Source organism: Metabacillus sp. KUDC1714, from assembly GCF_014217835.1.
Classification (GTDB): domain Bacteria; phylum Bacillota; class Bacilli; order Bacillales; family Bacillaceae; genus Metabacillus; species Metabacillus rhizosphaerae.
Genome location: NZ_CP055263.1, coordinates 2,662,624 through 2,682,215 on the forward strand (window position 1 = coordinate 2,662,624; position 19,592 = coordinate 2,682,215).

Sequence of the window (19,592 nt, forward strand, 5' to 3'; positions counted from 1 at the left end):
TGTAAATGCTATGCTAGTTTTCATGACGAACTAGCATAATTGCTAGGAAAATAAAAGTAGCATTTGAAAACGTACGGATGTCCAAACCCGTTTTTTCTAGTAACTTTTCTAATCGATATTGGAGGCTATTACGATGAATAAATAATCTTTTAGCCGTTGATGATGCATTTAAATTTGATTGTAAAAAGGCCTCAATCGTATAAAGAAGCTCATTATCTTCAATTGCCTCTATTAAATGATTAGATAGAATATCCTTTTTAACACTTGATGGAGACTTCATGATCAGTAAGGGTAATCCCTCATAAAAGGTTAATGCTTTTTCACGATTAGCAGAACGGTGCAAGGTTTGGAAGCAGCTTTGCTCTAAGGAAAATTTGTCTCTCAAAGCATGATCATTTTTTTGTAGTTGTCCAATATAAAAATATGGCTCTACATAAAAATCAGTCGTTAATGTATCACTTAGATCCTTTAGGGATTCAACTTCAAAGGTTATAGTCGGTTTTTCCTCGATAATAATACCATGAGAACTACTTAACCAAATGACAAGTTCGGAGTTAATAATACCTTGAACTGCTGCTTCAAAGTTCTGTTTATCCTCTATTGGTTGTTTTAAATAAAAGTAATAAAACCGGAGTGTCACATGATCTGATGGAAGGGGGGATTCACCATTTTTACTCTCAGTAAATAGATAATCAAACCATTTACGTTGAGAGACTGTAAAGTGATCTTCATTCAGCAATTCAACTGGTTGAAATAGAGAAGTGAGTAGATCTATTTCTTTTTCTGCTAAGGTAGTTTTAAGAATACCAAAGATTTGCCCAATCTCAGTTCGGAACCATTTAAATCTTGTATCATTTGGATTATATGTAATCGTCATGGCTTCTTTATAATGTTGCATAAGATTTTCTAACATCGGAATGCTCCTTTAGTGCATGGATTCTTTATATCCATTATAGAAAAGATAGCGTAAGCATGAAAGCCTAAGTATTGTGAGTTTACGTCTTAATATTATCTGTAAACCTTAGGAACGATAAAATGTGGTTAAGCTTAGAGTATTAGAGGGGGGGCTGCTTTCTATAATTAAGTGAAAAGTAAAAGACTGCAATAATAATTGCAGCCTTATTCCTCAATTTGATGTGGTGGTTCTTCTTTTACTAGATCCCTTGCTTCTTCAATATTAGTCGTGTCTTCTCTCATATGAACAGAACCGCCAGATAATCCTTCATTTATTATTCGGTCAATATCCAAATAAGCTTTGTCTTTCCCTTCATAATTCAGATCTTGTTTTACAGCATCATCTTTTTTTGTCATTTTTAAAACCTCCTCATACACGGTAGTTTGTGCTGGAGGTGCTATCATCATTCATAATTATTCGTATACATGGAAAAGCATTAGTTCGTGAATTTGCGATTGGATATCTGTTACTACCTCCTTAGGGGGTGTCATAACGCCCCATTCAATTTGTCCATTTTTATGGTAGGTTCCGTCGTAATGATTTCCTCTAAAGTAAAAGGAGATTCGCCAGCCTGGTAAATTTACTTGCTTAAACAAAGGTTTATATTGAAAATGTGTAATCAACCTTATCGCCCCTTTCCTATATTAGGATTAATACGGCGAAATGCTCAAAAATCCTCCTGAACAAATGTGGTAACATTTGTTAATTTTGTAAACAATTCTACTAACTGGGTTATTCGGTTTTTTTGGATAGTCATTTCATCAAATATCATAGGCTTTGAATTAACTTCAAATAGCATTGGATCTCCTTGAGGGGTTAACCCAACATCCATTGAAAATTCACCGATAAATCCGTAGCTTTCTGTTAGTTGAGCACCAACTGTTTGAGCTAACCAATTTAATTGCGAAATAGAACATTTATGCTCAATACGTTGAAATGAAATAATATCTCCACCATTTGGAACATGAGTGATAATTGAGTGAGCTGCTGCTTTTCGAACCCCAACCCCGAAGATTTTATGTATACCATTGTCAAATAGGCAGAGGATTCTTAAATCATATTTGCATTTGTCAATTTTATCAGTATGGATTTCTGTTTGTATGAGGTACTGCTTGTTCTTTAAAAGCGTCTCTATGTCCTGCACAAAATCTGAGTGGAAATATTTTATCCTTTTATTTTTTCTATGGAGGTAGAAATGTAATCCATCAAAAGATAGCTTATAAATGCCTTTTCCTTTATGACCCGTTACAGGCTTAACGTAAAGGGCATGATAGGTGCTTAATTTAGAAAGTAAATCGTTTATATTTGTATAAATCCAAGTTTTGGGTAAATAAGCTGATAGTTGCTTTGATTTTGATAGAGAACAATAGCTTTCCCATTTATTAAAAAAACAGGGATTGAAAAAATACTTTCCTTCTTTTTTATATAGTTGTTTAAGAGCTAAAAATGGGGCATGTGTTTCTTCTATTCTAGAAGAAACTTTGTTATAGATGAGGTCAGGAAAGGGGAAGGAAAGCTTCCCCCATTTTTGATCATGATGCAAATAGATATAGCCAGAAACATAGTCCCTATGGACGCCTTCTGTTGTGAAAATAAAGGATAGACCACCAACTTTCATGAGTTCCTTTTGGATCGACTTAAAAACTGAGTGATCACCGCGAAAGGAATCCTCTAGTTTGCCTTTACTTGTTAGAATTCCAACAAGAGGGGAGTAATTAAACTTCTTCATGAATCAATTCCTCAGGATTAAAAATGGCCTTTTTGGATAAATATAATCCGTATTCCAGAGATGCCTTACGTGAGAGAATATCTGCATCTTTTAGTTCTGGGTGGCAAAAAATCGATCTGCCAGGCTTTGAATTTGCCTCAAACATCCAAATCCTTCCGTTTTGATCAATTCCCAAATCAAAGCCAATCTCACCGATAAAGCCTTGTATCTTGTCATCAATGACATTACTTAAAATAATTGCTGCCTCTGTTAGGTCATGAAAGGCTTTTACTCGATCCTGTGGCTCAGGATATATTTCTTCGAGTGTTTTAACAGCACCTCCACTATTTAAATGTGTGGTAACACTCCCTTTTCCCGCAACCTTTGCTGCAATAGCCGTGACTTTCCATACGCCGTTTTCATCTTTGTTTGTATGGATTCTAAAATCAATGGGCTTCCCATCTAAACGAATCAATTTAATGCCTTGTTGAGCGAGATAACTAGAAAGAAGTCTGTCTTTAAAGGACGCCTTTAAGAAATGTTCAATGGAAGGATATTTTCTTAATCGATTAACTTCCTTTTCATCTCGATATCTAGAATAATATTGATTATCCTCACGTGAATACATAAGATGATAGACTCCTAGACCTAAACTGCCGTTTGCAGGCTTTAAATAGATGCTTTGGAAAGAAGCGAGCATTTCTTCCATTTTGCTAATGGAAGGAGTATGGTAAGTAGCTGGCAAATACTTTGCTACTTGAGTGTCATGAACTAAAAGCTTATGGATTGACCATTTATTAAAAAATCCAGGATTATACCAAGGTATGGAGTATTCCTCAGTTAGGCGTTTTTTTACGAGTCTCAATGCTTGATGATTTTCGATTCGCCGATTCGGTAAACGGTCGTATACAGAATTTGGAAACGGAAAAGTTACTTGCTTCCAGCCATTCTTTCCATAGGTAAAGCCATCTATAGTGCCTTCCTCCCAATTTATATGGTGGGCACCAAATACAAATGTGTAAAGTCCTAGCGATTGATCAAGAGATAAAAATTTAGCGAAAAATAAGGAGCGTTCACCAATCGGACGCAGTATAGATTCAGTAAACCCTGCAGTGAAAATACCAATTAAGGGTCCTAAATGAAGGGTACCATCATTAAAGAAGAGATGTGTTTTTCCATTAGTAGGAAGCATTAGTTGATTTGCCATCACGAGCGGTAATAAGATACTCTCCTCTAGCTCTTTACTGTATTGAACCTCACAAGGAAGCATAAGAGTTCCGAATGATAGTGTATTAACGTGTCCGAATTTCATTGTAGAAATCGGTAAGTGAATGCAATGATCTGTAGAGTTTGTTATTTTAATGGAATATGTTGTACTCATTAGTTCGACTCCTTTATAGCTGCTTGGTTTCGTAAAAAATGACAATAGGCTAATGGAGCTTCAAATAGATTTTCTGCTGCATTAGGATTTGTTTCGATAAGTGTTTTTCTACCTGGTTTTGAGTTCATATCTAAAATCCATACTGAACCATCTTTTGCATAACCAATATCAACCCCGATTTCGAATAAACGAGTTACTTTTTCTTCGAGTGAAGTAGGTAAGTGCGTACTAATCGTTCGAAGTTCATCCTCGAGTAGTACTTTTTGCTTTGATGATAAGGTGGAGGACCAGTCACTGTATGTTAGTGCGTCACCACCACTATTTAAGTTTGATAGAAAGGAGCCATAATAGCCTTTGCGAACTCCTTTCCCAACTAAACCCCATTTTCCATGTTTATTTTTTTGGAGAAACAAACGAATATCAAACGGATATCCCTGATTATCTAGGAGTGGAAGTAGCGGTTGAAGTAGATAGGTTTGCTGTTTTAAAAGTTTTTCACACCAACTCGCAAACTCCTTTATTGATTGAAAATCCTTTGTTTTTTTATCTTTACCTTTATGGTAGGTGATCATAATCGCTTTAGTATGATGTTTCACTGCAATGATCCCGTTCCCTCTCGAACCATTAATAGGTTTTAATAAACAAGTGGTGTCAACCTTCAAACGGTGGAGAATTTGATTTGGTTCTCGTACTAGTTCTGTGTGAGGAAGGTAGCTGCTAATAATCGGATCACTCTGTAAAGATTGATAGATTTTCCACTTGTCTGGTAACCCAAATCCTAAAAAGGTTGTTTGTGGATTCTTTTTAAGCCATTCAACAATTGGTTTGCATTTATAAATCGCTTGTTTTTGGTGATAAAAGCAACGATCATAAATAAATGAAGGGATAGGGAACACCTCATTTTTCCAACTCTGTGTCTGTTGATCATATTTCTCACCATTAATCATTAATGTGGAAGGTTCAATTGAAGTAGGCTCAAATCTAACGAATTGAATGTTAAATTGTGCACTACGTTTGGCAATTTCAGTCGCATATCCATTCTCATGATGTTTATTAACGACTAAAAAGCCTAAAGTCGGTTGTTCCAATTTGGTCAACTCCATTCACTTATTTCTCCTTACTCCTCTAACTTAGATAAAGCGAGGCTTCATGGTTAAATAACTAACGTCTTCTCAATCTCCATTAAAGTGAGATAAAAATAAACAATAATTAATGACAGCATGTGCTGAAGGTCTGATTTTCAACTTTCTCTGATCATCTATTGATTTAGATGGCTTTGTATTTACCTCAATGATCCAAGGATGACCATCTTGATCTAATGCCAGGTCAATCCCGAACTCACCAAACTCTCCACCAGCATGAAGACAGATACAAGTTACAATTTCCAGTGAAAGTTCGGCTAACAGTTTCCTGAGATGAAGACTTTCACTTTTTCCATACAGTTCATTTAAAATACTCTTTATTTGGTAAAGCTCACCACCTCGTGCTAAGTTCGCAACAAACTGGTTTACGCTTGAAACTCTAGCTATGCTTGAGGAAACTTTCCATTGATGAAAATCCTTCTTGTGGCATAAGAATCGAAAATCAAGTGTCCGATCTTGATACCTTTTTAAGTGGATCGTCTCTTGCAGCAAAAAGCCTTCTCTTTTTAGTCGAGGATAAAGGGCGGAAAATAGTTGTTGAAAGCTCTCATATTCATTATTCATTTCACCGGAGAAAGTAGTGTAGTCAAGAAGGTGGGTCCCATCTTCTCTTTCCTTTACTCGAAAAATTCGTTTTCCTTGGCTACCATTTATCGGTTTAATGAACAGATCTTTTTTATCTTTGAGCATATTCTCAAAATTGGATTTTGATTCTAATAAATGACTTTCAGGTAAAAAAGGTTTGAGATGCTCGCTAGCAGCTAAAATTTGATGAACCTCCCATTTATTTAAAAAGCGATCGTTAAAATAAGGGACCTTATTCTCAATAAAATCAGACGTAACATGTAAAAATGTTTTAGAGTGTTCAACTTTTCTCGAATGGATACGGTTGTGTACCACATCTGGATATGGAACGATCGCTTCCTGCCACTGATTTTGATTGAAGTAGTACCCTTTTATTTGTTCTTTGTTATAAGTTGATAGAGAAAAAATATAAAAGAAAGCGCCAATTGCTTCGCAACATATAGCAAGCTCCTTGCAAAACTCATGAATAGACCCAAAGCTTACGTCTTTATCGGTTTTTTTTATTTCGGTTAACAGACCGATCACAGGTCCAAGCTGGAGTTGATCGTAATTGATTAGCTTTCCTTGAAGTGATAAGGAATGTAAAGGTAGGTGAATATCAGTTAAAAGTTGTTCACTGAGAGACAAACTTAGACTATCCTCATTAATAAATACGATTGGACATTTCACAGTATGCATTCCACAGACAATTTTCAATGAATATAGGTTTTTGGGTAGACCTAAATAGTTCCTAAGTTTTTCGCTCATTTCACATAAATAAGGCTTAGAAGTATTTAATAAAGGTGTTATTTCGATGATTTTTTGTTTCATGGTAAACCCCTCATTTGATCGCCGTACGGACAAGCTCTATAATGTTCATAGGCAGATGTTCTATAAATATCGTATGTTTTTTATGAAGGAATGGGGACGGAACTAGCTTAATTTTAATTGTACTTTCAAACTAGATCGTAAATAGATTTAGTATGACAATAAAAAATTGTCTAGCTCTAGATTAACGGGTTTTTAAAAACATTTAATCATCCATTCATTTCAGGTGTGGTAATAAGCTATAGGAGTTTAGTGCATAAAATTGGTGAAGTAGTGGAAGGTAGATGAATATGAACAATTTAACAATGACAATAGTAATGATTGTAGTGGGTGCAGCCATAGGTGGAGTAACAAACCATTTAGCAATTAAGATGCTTTTCCATCCTTATAAGCCGCTATATTTGTTTGGGAAGAGAATTCCTTTTACACCTGGGCTTATACCAAAAAGAAGACAGGAACTTGCAAACCAAATGGGTAAAATGGTTGTTGAGCATTTGTTAACAGTTGAAGGGATTAAGCGTAAGTTTATGCAGACGCAATTTCAGCAACAGCTAATTTCTTGGGGAGAAACTCAAGTTAGAAAGCTTACAAACTCAGACAAAACAGCTTCACAGCTTATTGCTACTTTTCAAGATGGAAATCCTTCTGAGCTAGTAAACTTTAAATTGAAAAAGTTTTTGCAAAGCAAGTTTGTAGGTATAGTGGAAGGCAATAAGGATAAATCACTGCAGGAAATGTTACCGAAGGAAATCCTTGATGATGTATACATAGCTATTCCTAAGCTTGGAGAATTTATTACAGTTAAAGGAATTGCTTATTTTGAGAGTAAGGAAGGTAAGCAGCGCCTAGGTAAAATGATTGAAGATTTTCTTTCAACAAGAGGAATGCTTGGAAATATGATTGGCATGTTTTTAGGTAACGATAGTCTCATTGATAAAGTTCAACCAGAAGTCCTTAAGTTTTTGAAAAATCAAGAAACGAAAAACCTTGTAAGTACGTTAATCGCAAAAGAGTGGAATAACATTCAAGAGATGACGCTTGAGGATATTGATCAGAAGTGGGAAATTGCACAAAAGGGATCAAAAATGGTTGGGACAATTGTTGAGCAATTAAATGTTGATGAGCTGTTAACTACTCCGATTTCCGTTTATTTAAAGCCAAATGAGGAAACAATCCTTGGAGAATGGCTTCCAAAGGTTGTTGAAATAACAACCGGTTACCTTGTTACACATTTAGATGGAATGCTAAAACAGCTTAAATTAGAAGAAGTAGTGCGTGAACAAGTAGAATCATTCCCTGTAGAACGACTAGAAGATATGATTCTTTCAATATCACGAAGAGAATTTAAAATGATTACCTATTTAGGTGCGCTTCTTGGTGGGATTATTGGTGGATTACAAGCTATTGTTGTGATGTTTCTATAAGTAATCTATTGTTTGACTTTTGTAAACATGTAAGAAAATATAAAACTTTGTACTTAGTTTTGGTGTCTAGCTCCAGCGCCTAGCCCCTCGAGATCATAAGCCACAAATGAACCGAAGACAAAGAACGTCTTCTATTCATTTGCGTCTTATGCTTGTCGGGGCTGATCAAGGCGCCTGCGCTTTTCTAAGTGTCTAGCTCCAGCGCCTATCGCCTATCAAACTTCAGATCATCTCCCTACGATAAGTCAACATCGGTTCGTTTCGCTTACCGTGTTTCCTTTGCCCCACTTTAACGGGCAGTAGAAAAATGATCAAAGAACAATAACTTGTGAGTTAACTGCCCGTAAAAGTCCGATAAGTCTCGCTATCCATTAGGATGAGGCCCTAATGGAAGTCTCGCTTTATCTCAGTCGATGCTCCTCCAGTTTGTACGGCGATGACCAAGGCGCCCTGAGCTTTTCTTAATTAAATGCAAATTTAATAATAGTTTGTTATAGTGGAGGAAGAGCCTACATGGGTCAAAACTTGAAAGGAGGCTCATCATATGTCTAACAATTTATATGATGTTGCATACAATTTAGAGAAAGCCTTACGTGAAAGTGACGATTTTAAAGCGTTAAAACGACTTTATGAAGAAGTTAATGCAGATGAGTCAGCAAGCAAAATGTTTGAAAGCTTCCGTAATATTCAATTAAATCTTCAGCAAAAGCAAATGTCTGGAGAAGAAATCACACAAGAAGAAATTGAACAAGCGCAAAAATCTGTTCAACTTGTTCAACAACATGAAAAGATTGCTCAACTAATGGCAGCAGAGCAACGATTAAGCATGGTCGTAACAGAGTTAAATAAAATCATCATGAAGCCACTTGAAGAAATGTATGGAAGTCTCTAAGTAGCATAAAATACATAATATTTGTTGTACGAAGTAAGCAGAATGGATCTTTTATCATTCTGTTTTTTTGTATTATCAAAATTTATAACTTATCTTACTCAGTTTTGGTGTCTAGCTCCAGCGCCTAGCTAATTTAGAATTGAAGGCAAAGAACGCCTTCTATTCTAAATCATCTTATTGCCCGAGGATGTTCAAGGCGCCCTGAGCTTTTCTTATTTTGTCTCATATATAAATCATACTGTTGTTCTATTTTTGCTGAGGGGGACATAACCTCTTAATAGGTTTTTTACATCAGTAGAAGGGGGAACCACAGTGACTCATTATCGGTTGCTAGCATTAAATATCGATGGAACATTGCTTCGTTCGAATGGTCGCCTCCAGCCGTCAACGAAAGAAGCTATTGAGTATGTTAAGGATAAAGGGGTTTATGTTACTTTTGTAACAAACAGGCATTTTCAATCAGCGAAAAAGCTTGCAAAGGCATTAAAGCTAAACTCATTATTAGTAACTCACGGGGGAGCATTTATTTCAGATAATCTTGATGAGCCTATAGTTGAAAAAAGAATTTCCGAAGAGATGACGTTTAATCTCGTTCAAGTGCTTGAAAATTTCAAATGTAATATTCGCATTACGCATGAACGCTTTTCAATTGGAAATAGAAAAAAAATTGCTTCAAATTTGCTTAGTAAATCAATTCTAAACACATCAGATTCGATGTTTTATCCTGTGCAATTTGTTGATTCATTAGGAGATTCGTTAAGAGATGAGCCAGTTGGAGCAACAAAGATTGACGTGCATTTTTCTAGTGAGGAAGAAAAAGAAGAAGCTGCTGAATTAGTAATTGAAGCTTTTGATAAAGTTGATGTTAGAGTGAATCAAGCGAAAAAGCTTGAGATCGTAAGAAAAGGCGCTTCAAAAGAAAATGGATTACGTGCACTAGCTAGCCATTTGAAAATTCCAATCGAAAAAACAGTCGCGATTGGAGATAGCGAAGATGATATAGGAATAATTACTTCAGCAGGGCTGGGTGTAGCGATGTGGAATGCTCCATTTGATGTAAAGAGAGCAGCAGATTGGGTGACTCGTTCTAACAATCAACAAGGTGTAGCTTACATGGTAAAGGAGCATTTTCGAAAACAACAAAGATTAGATTTTTTGCGTAAAATTAAGGTTGATAAATAAAAAAATCGAAAGAACCTTGATAGACTCGGACAAATAGGAAGCATAGTTAAAAGCTAACGCAAAAGTAAGAAGGGGAATGAAATTGCTTCCTCTTCTTACTTTTTTATAGGCCCATAATCAAATAATTTACCTTCGTAAACGCAAATTAGTTCCTTATGTTTTCTAAAATCATCAGGAGTAACTAATGCCGGCAGTTTATCCCAGAGTTTAATTCCTGAGCGATGAAGTACTTCTGCAACAAATTGTGAACAAAAGAAGGAATTGCTAAATTCCACAGGCTCATTTATGGACACGCCTAGTACACCGATAAGATTATAAAGAAACTTCTTTTGATTCTTTATAAACACATTTAAAACGCGCTTCATTTTTTCAATTTCGCGTTCAGATACTTCGAGCTTATAAATCACACAAGTTGTATTAGGGTATTTACTATAGGTTCCAGTAAAAATATCTTCCTTTACAAATCCCCCATTAATTGGATTATTAGGGTTTTTTCTACCGAAGCTATACATTTCCTTTAATTCCGCATCAAAAGCGATCGAGGCATGATTATAAGGTGCCTTCGTGTACTTTTTGATCGACTTTGTAAACAATGTTCCAGTGTCTGTAAGTAATAGATAAACATAGCTTTTAGATGTCATTTAGAAATCCCTCTTTAACATTTTTCCATTTTATTCTATTCTTAATTATACATTATGCTTTAATATATGATCATACTAATTTTATTTTGAGTGGGTGTAGAACATGGTTACTACTATTTGGACACTTTCAGTCATTTTGCTAGGTTTATCTTTCGTTAGTATTCTGTTTATTGTTTTGAAAAGGAAAGAGCCAAACAAGGATTTTTCAGCAGTTTCTTTAAGGATAAAAACTTGGTGGGGGATGTTTGTTGTTTTTTGTATGGCAACATTATTTAATCCAGCTGTATCGTTGCTCTCGTTAATGATTCTTTGTTTCTTTGGATTAAAAGAATATTTTTCAATGATGAAAACAAGGAAAGCTGATCGGCGTTTATTCCTTTGGTCTTACCTTGCGATTCCATTACAATTTTATTGGATCTATATAGGATGGTATGGCATGTTTATCGTATTCATTCCTGTTTATGTCTTCTTATTTTTACCATTGCCTAGGCTAATAGGAAAAGGAACAAGTGGTTTTTTACGTTCAGTGAGCTCGACACAATGGGGATTAATGTTGATGGTTTTTGGACTAAGCCACTTAGCCTACTATCAATTTGCAACACCGGAATATGGAGCAAATCTAGTACTATTTCTCGTCGTATTAACGCAAATAAACGATGTAGTTCATTATCTGATTTCGATTTATCTTGGTAAAAGAAAAGTAGTTCCTTCTGCAAATCCTAGTATTACGTGGGAAGGATTTATCGGAGCTGCTTTCATTACAACGATTATTTCTTACTTTATTTATTCTTATTTAACTCCACTTGATTTAACGTTTGGTATTTTGTCAGGAGTGCTTATTAGCTTAAGTGGATTTTTTGGAAGTTTAACTATTTCAGTATTGAAGCGTGATTTATTGATTGGTGATAATGAAAAATTAAACACATTGAAAAAAAGCTATTTAACTAGAGTAGATAGCTTAACATACACTTCTCCTGTATTTTTTCATGTCATTCGATACTTTTTTGATTTTATGTAAGTAGATGTAGAGTAGGGGTTGACAGAATTAACTAGTCAACCCCTTTTCAAGGTATCAGAATTTATTACTTTTCTTACTTAGTTTTGCTGTCTAGCTCCAGCGCCTAGACCCTCGGGGTCATAAGCCACTCAGGAATTGAAGACAAAGAGCGTCTTCTATTCCTGAGCGTCTTATGCCTGCCTTAGTCTGATCAAGGCGCCTGCGCTTTTATTCTTTATACCGCAAATATTGATAATTTTCTGTAGGTATACTTTCAACGATGTTGCCTGCTTCATCCTTAAAAACCTCATATTCGCGATAAACCTCCACGACATAGCCGTCATCCTCTGTCACATCAACTAGTTTTGTTTCTAGAGAAGCTATTTGCTGAGGCTGATTATTTTCCTGCTCAGATGAAGAGGTGGCTGAGGCTATTTCTTCTTCTGGTAAAGGAAAACTTGCAATCGCATCTTCTTTTTCGGCAAAGAGAGCAGAATCAAAGTAACCAATGATGGCAATTGTAGTAACAATAATAAAAATAGGAGCAAATTTTTTCAACAGTTGTTGCCTCCTAATTAATTTGGTTATCACCATTGTATGTTTGTCCTATGTGGGAATATGCCTTATTGTTAGTTGAAAAAGTGAATTAAGCCTGGCTATGGAATGGTAGTTATCCTTATTCAAAGCCAGACTCAATCTCATTATCGTTAAATCAAAATCAATAAATCCATTGTTATTACTTATACACTCCTAACATCTAACATTGACCTGCACGGAGACTTTTCTGTACACTTAAAGAAGTTTTGAAAAAAAGATAAGGTGATTATTAATGAAAATATATATTAAAGGGATAGATGACGAACGTTTCCATAGGCCACTTCGTTTAATCGGTAATTTGTTTTTTGAAGAAACGGAACTCTGCTTTACAGAAGGTGATGCAACCCTTGAGGCAGAGTTTTTCATTGAAGAGAACAACGATGGTGTTTCGATAAAAGGTTTTTTGCGTACGGAAGATGGAGAAGAATTTGTAGCAAGTAAAGACCAACAAATAGCTTCACATATTGAGGGCAAGGATCATTTAAGACAAGTGAAAAATACACTATCTTATGTTTATTTGACTATGCTTCAGGATTATACAGGAATGACTCAAAAGTGGGGGATCCTCACTGGTATCAGACCTACGAAGCTCTATCATAAAAAAAGACAAGAGGGTATGCCAGAGCGTGAGATTCACCGAATGTTTAAAGAGGAATATTTGCTTGCTGATGAAAAGATTCAACTGATGAAGCAAATCGTTGAGCGACAATTACAGGTTATTCCTGATATTGATTCATTGTCAAATGAAGTCAGTATTTATATAGGGATCCCCTTTTGTCCAACTAAATGTGCTTATTGTACGTTTCCAGCTTATGCAATCAACGGTCGTCAAGGCTCAGTTACTTCATTTTTAGGTGGCTTGCATTATGAAATGAAGGAAATAGGGCGCTGGTTAAAAGAAAAAGGAATAAAGATTACAACTGTCTATTATGGTGGCGGAACGCCAACAAGTATTACGGCAGAGGAGATGGATATGCTTTATGAAGAAATGTCCGAAACATTCCCAAATGTTGAAAACATAAGAGAAATTACCGTTGAAGCCGGAAGACCTGACACCATTACAAAGGAAAAGCTGGATGTTCTAAATAAATGGAAGATTGACCGTATAAGCATTAATCCACAATCCTATATACAAGATACTTTAAAAGCAATTGGACGTCACCACACTGTGGAAGAAACAATTGAAAAATTCCATCTAGCTAGAACTATGGGAATGAACAATATTAATATGGATTTGATTATAGGTTTACCTGGTGAAGGTGTTAAAGAATTTGATTATACTCTATCAGAATCAGCTAAGCTTATGCCTGAATCATTAACTGTCCATACTTTATCGTTTAAACGCGCATCTGAAATGACTAAAAACAAGCATAAATATAAGGTAGCAAGTCGTGAGGAAATTAGTACGATGATGGACCATGCAGTAACATGGACAAACGATCATGGTTATGCTCCATACTATTTATATCGTCAAAAAAATATTCTTGGAAACCTAGAAAATGTTGGTTATGCACTTAAAGGACAGGATAGCATCTACAATATTATGATTATGGAAGAACAGCAGACGATTATTGGTATTGGCTGTGGTGCGGCAAGCAAGTTTGTTCACCCGGAAACGATGAAGATTACTCATTTTGCGAATCCTAAAGATCCTAAGTCCTATAACGATGGGTTTAAGCATTATACTGATGAAAAAATAAAAATATTAGAAGAGCTATTTATAAAGGAATAAATAAGGTTGGTTTAAGACTGTAGCAGTGCGATTCTTAAGTGAGAATTACACTGCTATTTTAGGTTATTGGAATTTATTTATTCTTTTTTTAAAATTGGTATCCAGATTTCGCTTTTAAAAGTAGGTGAGGAAACATCTTTATGCTCGTTCCATAGGATTTCTGGACCTTCTGTTTGTTGATAGTTTGTTGTTGGAAACCATTCAGAATAGATGCGTCCCCAGATATCCTGTAACGTTTCAGGAAATGGTCCCACTGATTCGAATACAGCCCATGTTAAAGCAGGAACTTCAAGGTGTGTAAGATCATCAGGACACTCATTAGTTGTTGCAACACCGATATAATGATCGAGTTCCCCTTTTTCCTCCATTCGTCCTTCAGAAAAATTCGATGATGCTTGAAGAAGTCCCAAAGGCTCAACATTAGAAAGATTCTTAAGTCTATTTATTATCTCATTATTTAAATTTCCCCACATAGCGGCAATCTCAGGATTTACTCCGTGGAAAATAATTGGGACCCTTTTCTTAATACCAACTATGTGAAAAGCATCTTTTTCCTCTATCCGGTAATTCATTTCACTTCCTCCTTTAATTGAAAGTTGAAAGGTCATTCGTGGATAGGCTTTTAGTGATTGACCCTTATTTCTGGCTTCTGACGGTGTTACGCCGTGTAAGCTTTGAAAGGCTCTTGTGAAAGAGTCAGGTGAGCTGTATCCATATTTTATCGCGACATCAATAATTCTTAAGTTACTATTACTAAGCTCAAATGCCGCAAGTGTGAGGCGTCTGCGGCGGATGTACTCCGATAATGTAACACCCGCAAGGAAAGAAAACATTCTTTTAAAATGATATTCCGAACAAAATGCTAGCCTTGCTACTTCTTTGAAGTCAATATCATTCGTAAGATTTTCTTCGATATAGGTTAATGCTCCATTCATTTTTTCAAGCAAATCCATATAAATGACCTCCCTCTCAACAATAGAATAGCAGGTGTTGTAAGTACCTACCCGACATTTCGTGCACAATTATGAAGGGCTCGTTCACTTTCAAAGTATGTTAGCTATGATACAACATAACAAATGTAATAGTTGCAGCAAACAAAATACACACGATTTAGCACATTAAGAAACTTATTTCCTTTATGATATTTAAAAAAAAGAAGGATTTTGCTATAGTTTCTCCGAAATTGGTATTTTGATATAAAATTAAGGGGTGATTGGGATGAAATATCAAACAGTTGAACTCATAACAGAGGGGAAAACAGCTACATTATATTTGAACAGAGTGGAGTCATTAAATGCAATGGACGTACAAATGATTCAGGAGTTAACAAACGTATTGAAAGAGGTATCAGCATCTGAAGTGAAGCTTTTGTTTATCACTGGCAGAGGTCGAGCATTTTCAGCTGGGGGAGACCTAAAAACGATGTTATCCAATAAAGATGACACAGGATTTCAACCTGTGATGGAAAATATTAAAAACCTGATTGTGACACTTTACACAATGCCTGCTGTAACTGTTAGCTTAATAAATGGAGCAGCCGCTGGATTGGGACTAAGCTTGGCATTAGCTTGTGACTATGTAATGGCAGAAAAACAATCAAAGGTAGCTATGAATTTTATTAATATTGGGCTTGTTCCAGATGGAGGGGGGCATTTCTTCTTAAAGAAAAGACTTGGTGAGCATCGAGCAAAACAAGTTATTTGGGAAGGAAAATCAATAGCTGCTAATGAAGCATTTCAAGTTGGTATTGTTGATAGGGTGTATGAAGGGGATACTGAGGAACAGCTTGAGTTTGTGAAGCGGAAAATGGAAGCGCGACCATTAAAGGCTATGATTGCTTCAAAACTTATTTTTAGTAAGCAAGAATTACCTCGATTATTGGATACGCTCAATCTAGAAACGATGAATCAGCTTGAGATGCGCAGAACGGATGATCATCGTGAAGGGGTAGCAGCGTTCTTAGAGAAGCGGGCTGCACAGTTTACAGGTGAATAATATACAAAGTGAAAAGGGCTGAAGCCTTTAAAGTAAGCGATGCCCTTATCTAGGCATCGCACCGCACCAAAATTTTTCGTTAATATTTCCTGAAGGCCTAGTTTAAATTTATATACTCTATTTGTCCTGACTCATGTTCTTTTTCAGCTTGAGTCTTTTTTCCTTCTAGAGTTTGTGAGATAAATGAATAGGCGCTTTTTTGGTCTGTTAAAGTCTTTTCGTAAAATTCAGTAAGCGTATCTGGATCAAAAACAACTGCTCTGAAAGTGTTTCCGTCATTGTTTAATAAAAGTTTCACTGCGTCACCAAATTCCTCAGGTGGTCTTACTTTAAAAAAGATTTCGTGAGTAGATTCTTTGGTTCTAACATTATTTATTTTCTCGATGATTTCTGTATTTTCCATTGTAAAACCTCCTTTTCTACATCCATCATTCTTATTTTGGTATTTCCCTATCATTTTAAACATAAAAGCGGATGAGTTTTATTTTCATGTTCTGTACTTTTATCATTTAAATAAAGGGATACTAACGTCGAGGAGGAGGTGTATGTAGTGACAAATATTATTGATGGAATGGATCAAGCAAGGTTTAGATCAAATGCCCCTAATCAAAATAAAGGTCAAAACAGGGAAAAAAAAGAGGAAAAGAAAATGCCTCTGGTTTTAAAAAATCTAAAAAATGGCTCATAATTGAGTGAGAGAGTGTCAATACACTCTCTATCTTTTACACTGGATGAAGAAGTTATGTCTATGTCTTCAAAAAACGGATGCCTTTGCCTTTTTGGATCTACTTCTACCTAAGGATTGAAGACAATGGATACCTTCTATTCTTAAGTGTTTATTAGCCATTTCCTTTTAACGTCCAAATAAAACAAGCTTCCCTGCAGCAGAAGTACACCGATGTGTTTTGTCTATCCAATTATTTTCTTCCAATTTACGTTGCCCTATTTCCTTTGCTTCCTGCTCTGTTTGAGCTTCAAAGCTTTCATCTAAAAGTTTTTCTCCATTTTTTTCGAAAACCGTTAAATAGTACAAACCCATTCTCCCATTCCTTCCTGTAGTTAAATACTATCATTATATGATTATAATTCTTACTCCACATTTATTTTCCTGCATGATAATGAAACCTTTTCTTAGTATATCCGTAATACAAGAAGGTAAGGAGGATGAGTATGAGTTTGAAAATTGAAGGTGTTACAAAGCGCTTTGGTGTACATACAGCTGTTGATCAGTTGTCAATCGTTATTCCTGAACGGGAAATTTTTGGATTTCTTGGTGCGAATGGTGCGGGTAAAACGACGACATTTCGAATGATTTTAGGATTGTTAAATCCGTCAGATGGGGTAATTACATGGAATGATAAAAAAATTTCATATGAGACAAGTGATCAAATTGGTTACCTCCCTGAGGAGCGAGGACTTTATCCAAAGCTTAAAGTAAAGGAGCAGCTTATCTATTTAGGTAGATTAAAGGGAATGTCAAAACATGAAGTGCTGGTAGAAATGAATCATTGGCTTGAGCGATTTAAGGTACCTGAATATGCAAATAAAAAAGTTGAGGAGCTTTCAAAAGGGAATCAACAAAAAATTCAATTTATCGCAGCTGTTATTCATAAGCCTAAGCTTTTAATACTGGATGAACCCTTTAGTGGATTGGATCCAGTTAATGTAGAGCTATTAAAAAAAGCTGTTGTTGAATTAAAGGATGCCGGCACATCAATCGTGTTTGCTAGTCATCGAATGGAACATGTTGAGGAACTCTGTCAGCATTTGTGTATTATGCACAAAGGTAAGCCAATTGTACATGGTTCACTCCGAGAGATTAAACGATCCTTTGGAAAGAAGAATGTCTTTGTCCAAGGTGACTTCGATATGAGTTTTTTAGAAGAAGTACCTGGTGTGACAAAATATAAGAAAATTTCTGAAGGTGCCGAGCTTCAAATTAATAATGAAGATGTAGCCCAGGTTATTTTTCAGGAGCTACAAAATAAGGGGTTTGTTCGTAAATTTGCACTAGAAGAACCGTCATTAAATGATATTTTTATTGAGAAGGTAGGTGCTTCCTATGAATAAGTTTTGGATTATGGTAGCACACACATACTTAAGTAAAATAAAAACGAAGTCATTTCTTATTACTACGTTAATAACAGTATTGCTTATCTTCGGACTATCAAATATTTCTACAATTATCGAAGCTTTTGACAAAAAAGATGAAGCAAAAACGTTTGCTGTCCTCGATGAAACGAATAAATTCTATACAACCTTTGAAAAAAATCTTGTTGAAAGCCAAATCCAAATTGAACTTGAAAAATCAACTCTTTCAGAATCAGAACTTGATAAACAAGTGTTGGAAGAAGAGTTGGACGGCTTGATCATCCTAAAGCTTGATGAAAATCAGCTTCCAACAGCAACAGTGAAGACATTATCTATGACAGATAGTGAGGTTTTTACACAAATCGAACAAGTACTCCAACAGACAAAGCTCGAATTTGGAAGAGAGAAACTAGGGTTAGATTCAGATGAGTTAAACCAATTGTTTACACCTGTTGAACTCAGTAAAGTGGCCTTAGAAGATAATGCGAAAACAGAAGAAGAGTTAAACCAAGCAAGAGGGCTAGTATATGTTTTATTGTTTGTCATTTATTTTTCTGTTATTTTTTATGCAAGTATGATTGCAACAGAGGTAGCAACGGAAAAGTCTTCACGCGTCATGGAAATTTTAATTTCTAGTGTATCTCCAGTGCAACAAATGTTTGCCAAATTAATCGGGATTGGACTACTTAGCTTGACTCAAATGTTTGTAATCCTTGGTGTAGGCTATGCATCCATTAAATCGCAAATTGATAATTTGAATGCAATGACAGGTGGGGTTTTAGGATTTAGTGACATTCCGACATCTACGTTCATTTATGCAATCATTTACTTCCTTCTAGGCTATTTTTTATTTGCGACCCTAGCTGCGTTCCTTGGATCACTAGTAAGTAGAATAGAAGATGTTCAGCAATTAATCTCACCAATGATCTTCTTGATTGTTGGAGCATTTATGATTGCGATGTTTGGATTGACAAATCCAGAAACACCGTTTATTACAATTAGCTCATATATTCCATTTTTTACGCCAATGATTATGTTTTTACGAGTTGGAATGTTGAATATTCCACCTTGGGAAATTGGTCTATCAATTGCTTTATTGCTAGTTTCAATTGCCCTGCTAGCTATCTTTGGTGCTCGTGTTTATAAGGGTGGAGTGCTGATATATGGAAAATCTTCATCTATTAAGGATATAAAAAGGGCTTTGACGATGTCGAAGGATAAGTAGTTTATCTTTATAAACCTATTTGCAAGGTGAAGCAGCAATATGTTTTGCAAGATAAGGAAATAATATAGTGCAAGCTAATAGGTCAGGTTATATCTTAATTGAAAATGGGGCTTAACATTAAAAATATGTTAGTTCCATTTTTTTTATTGTTCTACTTCTATTTTAATAATATTGGGAACGTGCATTCGTATGCTGACGGTGGTAAAATAAATGTAAGTAACTAGTTAGGGACTTAAAC

The 19,592-nt window shown here is 35.6% G+C and carries 21 protein-coding genes; 9 read left to right on the forward strand and 12 right to left on the reverse strand.

Going from position 1 to position 19,592, the window contains the following annotated elements; translation table 11 throughout:
- Positions 1-13 precede the first annotated feature (13 nt).
- From HUW50_RS12720 to HUW50_RS12750, 7 genes are all read right to left on the reverse strand, one after another.
- Positions 14-913 carry a PucR family transcriptional regulator gene (locus HUW50_RS12720; RefSeq protein ID WP_066336989.1) on the reverse strand — a complete coding sequence of 300 codons (900 nt, stop codon included), beginning with the start codon at positions 911-913 and terminating at the stop codon, positions 14-16.
- Positions 914-1,119: 206 nt separating this feature from the next.
- Entirely contained in the window at positions 1,120-1,311 is a 192-nt protein-coding gene (locus HUW50_RS12725) for a hypothetical protein (protein WP_066336987.1), read from the reverse strand.
- A gap of 57 nt (positions 1,312-1,368) precedes the next feature.
- Positions 1,369-1,578: a YheE family protein gene (locus tag HUW50_RS12730; RefSeq protein WP_066336984.1), complete on the reverse strand. Its 210-nt coding sequence runs from the start codon at positions 1,576-1,578 to the stop codon at positions 1,369-1,371.
- A gap of 44 nt (positions 1,579-1,622) precedes the next feature.
- Complete coding sequence (locus tag HUW50_RS12735; RefSeq protein ID WP_066336982.1) at positions 1,623-2,684, reverse strand: YheC/YheD family endospore coat-associated protein; 1,062 nt, start codon at positions 2,682-2,684, stop codon at positions 1,623-1,625.
- Complete coding sequence (locus HUW50_RS12740; RefSeq protein WP_066336975.1) at positions 2,671-4,044, reverse strand: YheC/YheD family endospore coat-associated protein; 1,374 nt, start codon at positions 4,042-4,044, stop codon at positions 2,671-2,673. The genes HUW50_RS12735 and HUW50_RS12740 overlap by 14 nt, the downstream gene beginning before the upstream one ends.
- Entirely contained in the window at positions 4,044-5,147 is a 1,104-nt protein-coding gene (locus tag HUW50_RS12745) for a YheC/YheD family endospore coat-associated protein (protein ID WP_066336973.1), read from the reverse strand. The genes HUW50_RS12740 and HUW50_RS12745 overlap by 1 nt, the downstream gene beginning before the upstream one ends.
- 69 nt (positions 5,148-5,216) lie before the next feature.
- Positions 5,217-6,581 (reverse strand): YheC/YheD family endospore coat-associated protein, encoded by a 1,365-nt coding sequence (locus HUW50_RS12750; protein WP_083964727.1) that lies wholly within the window; start codon positions 6,579-6,581, stop codon positions 5,217-5,219.
- 287 nt (positions 6,582-6,868) lie between these two features.
- On the opposite strand from HUW50_RS12750, the gene HUW50_RS12755 reads away from it, so the two are divergent.
- From HUW50_RS12755 to HUW50_RS12765, 3 genes are all read left to right on the forward strand, one after another.
- Positions 6,869-8,002 carry a DUF445 domain-containing protein gene (locus HUW50_RS12755; RefSeq protein WP_066337332.1) on the forward strand — a complete coding sequence of 378 codons (1,134 nt, stop codon included), beginning with the start codon at positions 6,869-6,871 and terminating at the stop codon, positions 8,000-8,002.
- Positions 8,003-8,546: 544 nt separating this feature from the next.
- Positions 8,547-8,894, forward strand: a complete 348-nt coding sequence (locus tag HUW50_RS12760) for a YlbF/YmcA family competence regulator (protein ID WP_066336969.1) — start codon at positions 8,547-8,549, stop codon at positions 8,892-8,894.
- Positions 8,895-9,206: 312 nt separating this feature from the next.
- The gene (locus tag HUW50_RS12765) at positions 9,207-10,076 is read left to right on the forward strand and encodes a Cof-type HAD-IIB family hydrolase (RefSeq protein ID WP_066336966.1); all 870 of its coding nucleotides are present in this window, start codon (positions 9,207-9,209) and stop codon (positions 10,074-10,076) included.
- A gap of 95 nt (positions 10,077-10,171) precedes the next feature.
- Here the strand turns inward: HUW50_RS12765 and HUW50_RS12770 are convergent, their stop codons facing one another.
- Positions 10,172-10,717 carry a hypothetical protein gene (locus HUW50_RS12770; protein ID WP_066336962.1) on the reverse strand — a complete coding sequence of 182 codons (546 nt, stop codon included), beginning with the start codon at positions 10,715-10,717 and terminating at the stop codon, positions 10,172-10,174.
- Positions 10,718-10,820: 103 nt separating this feature from the next.
- Here HUW50_RS12770 and HUW50_RS12775 point away from each other — a divergent pair, with 103 nt between their 5' ends.
- On the forward strand, positions 10,821-11,735 hold the full coding sequence (locus tag HUW50_RS12775; protein WP_185653979.1) for a phosphatidate cytidylyltransferase: 915 nt from the start codon (positions 10,821-10,823) through the stop codon (positions 11,733-11,735).
- A gap of 207 nt (positions 11,736-11,942) precedes the next feature.
- Here HUW50_RS12775 and HUW50_RS12780 read toward each other — a convergent pair whose 3' ends face one another.
- Positions 11,943-12,272 (reverse strand): hypothetical protein, encoded by a 330-nt coding sequence (locus tag HUW50_RS12780; protein WP_066336957.1) that lies wholly within the window; start codon positions 12,270-12,272, stop codon positions 11,943-11,945.
- A gap of 271 nt (positions 12,273-12,543) precedes the next feature.
- Here HUW50_RS12780 and HUW50_RS12785 point away from each other — a divergent pair, with 271 nt between their 5' ends.
- Entirely contained in the window at positions 12,544-14,043 is a 1,500-nt protein-coding gene (locus HUW50_RS12785; RefSeq protein WP_066336951.1) for a coproporphyrinogen III oxidase, read from the forward strand.
- Between the two features lie 77 nt (positions 14,044-14,120).
- On the opposite strand, the gene HUW50_RS12790 is transcribed toward HUW50_RS12785, so the two are convergent.
- A complete protein-coding gene (locus HUW50_RS12790; protein WP_066336948.1) occupies positions 14,121-14,996 on the reverse strand; it encodes an AraC family transcriptional regulator in 876 nt (291 codons plus the stop codon).
- A 265-nt stretch (positions 14,997-15,261) separates the two neighbouring features.
- Between HUW50_RS12790 and HUW50_RS12795 the strand changes: the two genes are divergently transcribed.
- The gene (locus HUW50_RS12795; RefSeq protein ID WP_066336945.1) at positions 15,262-16,038 is read left to right on the forward strand and encodes an enoyl-CoA hydratase; all 777 of its coding nucleotides are present in this window, start codon (positions 15,262-15,264) and stop codon (positions 16,036-16,038) included.
- Positions 16,039-16,135: 97 nt separating this feature from the next.
- Here HUW50_RS12795 and HUW50_RS12800 read toward each other — a convergent pair whose 3' ends face one another.
- Positions 16,136-16,441, reverse strand: coding sequence for a hypothetical protein (locus HUW50_RS12800; RefSeq protein ID WP_066336940.1), 306 nt, complete (start codon positions 16,439-16,441; stop codon positions 16,136-16,138).
- Between the two features lie 147 nt (positions 16,442-16,588).
- Here HUW50_RS12800 and HUW50_RS12805 point away from each other — a divergent pair, with 147 nt between their 5' ends.
- On the forward strand, positions 16,589-16,726 hold the full coding sequence (locus HUW50_RS12805; protein WP_157094465.1) for a hypothetical protein: 138 nt from the start codon (positions 16,589-16,591) through the stop codon (positions 16,724-16,726).
- Positions 16,727-16,891: 165 nt separating this feature from the next.
- On the opposite strand, the gene HUW50_RS12810 is transcribed toward HUW50_RS12805, so the two are convergent.
- Complete coding sequence (locus tag HUW50_RS12810; protein ID WP_066336938.1) at positions 16,892-17,077, reverse strand: YhzD family protein; 186 nt, start codon at positions 17,075-17,077, stop codon at positions 16,892-16,894.
- Positions 17,078-17,208: 131 nt separating this feature from the next.
- Here HUW50_RS12810 and HUW50_RS12815 point away from each other — a divergent pair, with 131 nt between their 5' ends.
- Both HUW50_RS12815 and HUW50_RS12820 read left to right on the forward strand, forming a co-directional pair.
- A complete protein-coding gene (locus HUW50_RS12815) occupies positions 17,209-18,108 on the forward strand; it encodes an ABC transporter ATP-binding protein (RefSeq protein WP_066336935.1) in 900 nt (299 codons plus the stop codon).
- Positions 18,101-19,354: an ABC transporter permease gene (locus tag HUW50_RS12820; protein ID WP_066336929.1), complete on the forward strand. Its 1,254-nt coding sequence runs from the start codon at positions 18,101-18,103 to the stop codon at positions 19,352-19,354. The genes HUW50_RS12815 and HUW50_RS12820 overlap by 8 nt, the downstream gene beginning before the upstream one ends.
- Positions 19,355-19,592: the final 238 nt, after the last annotated feature.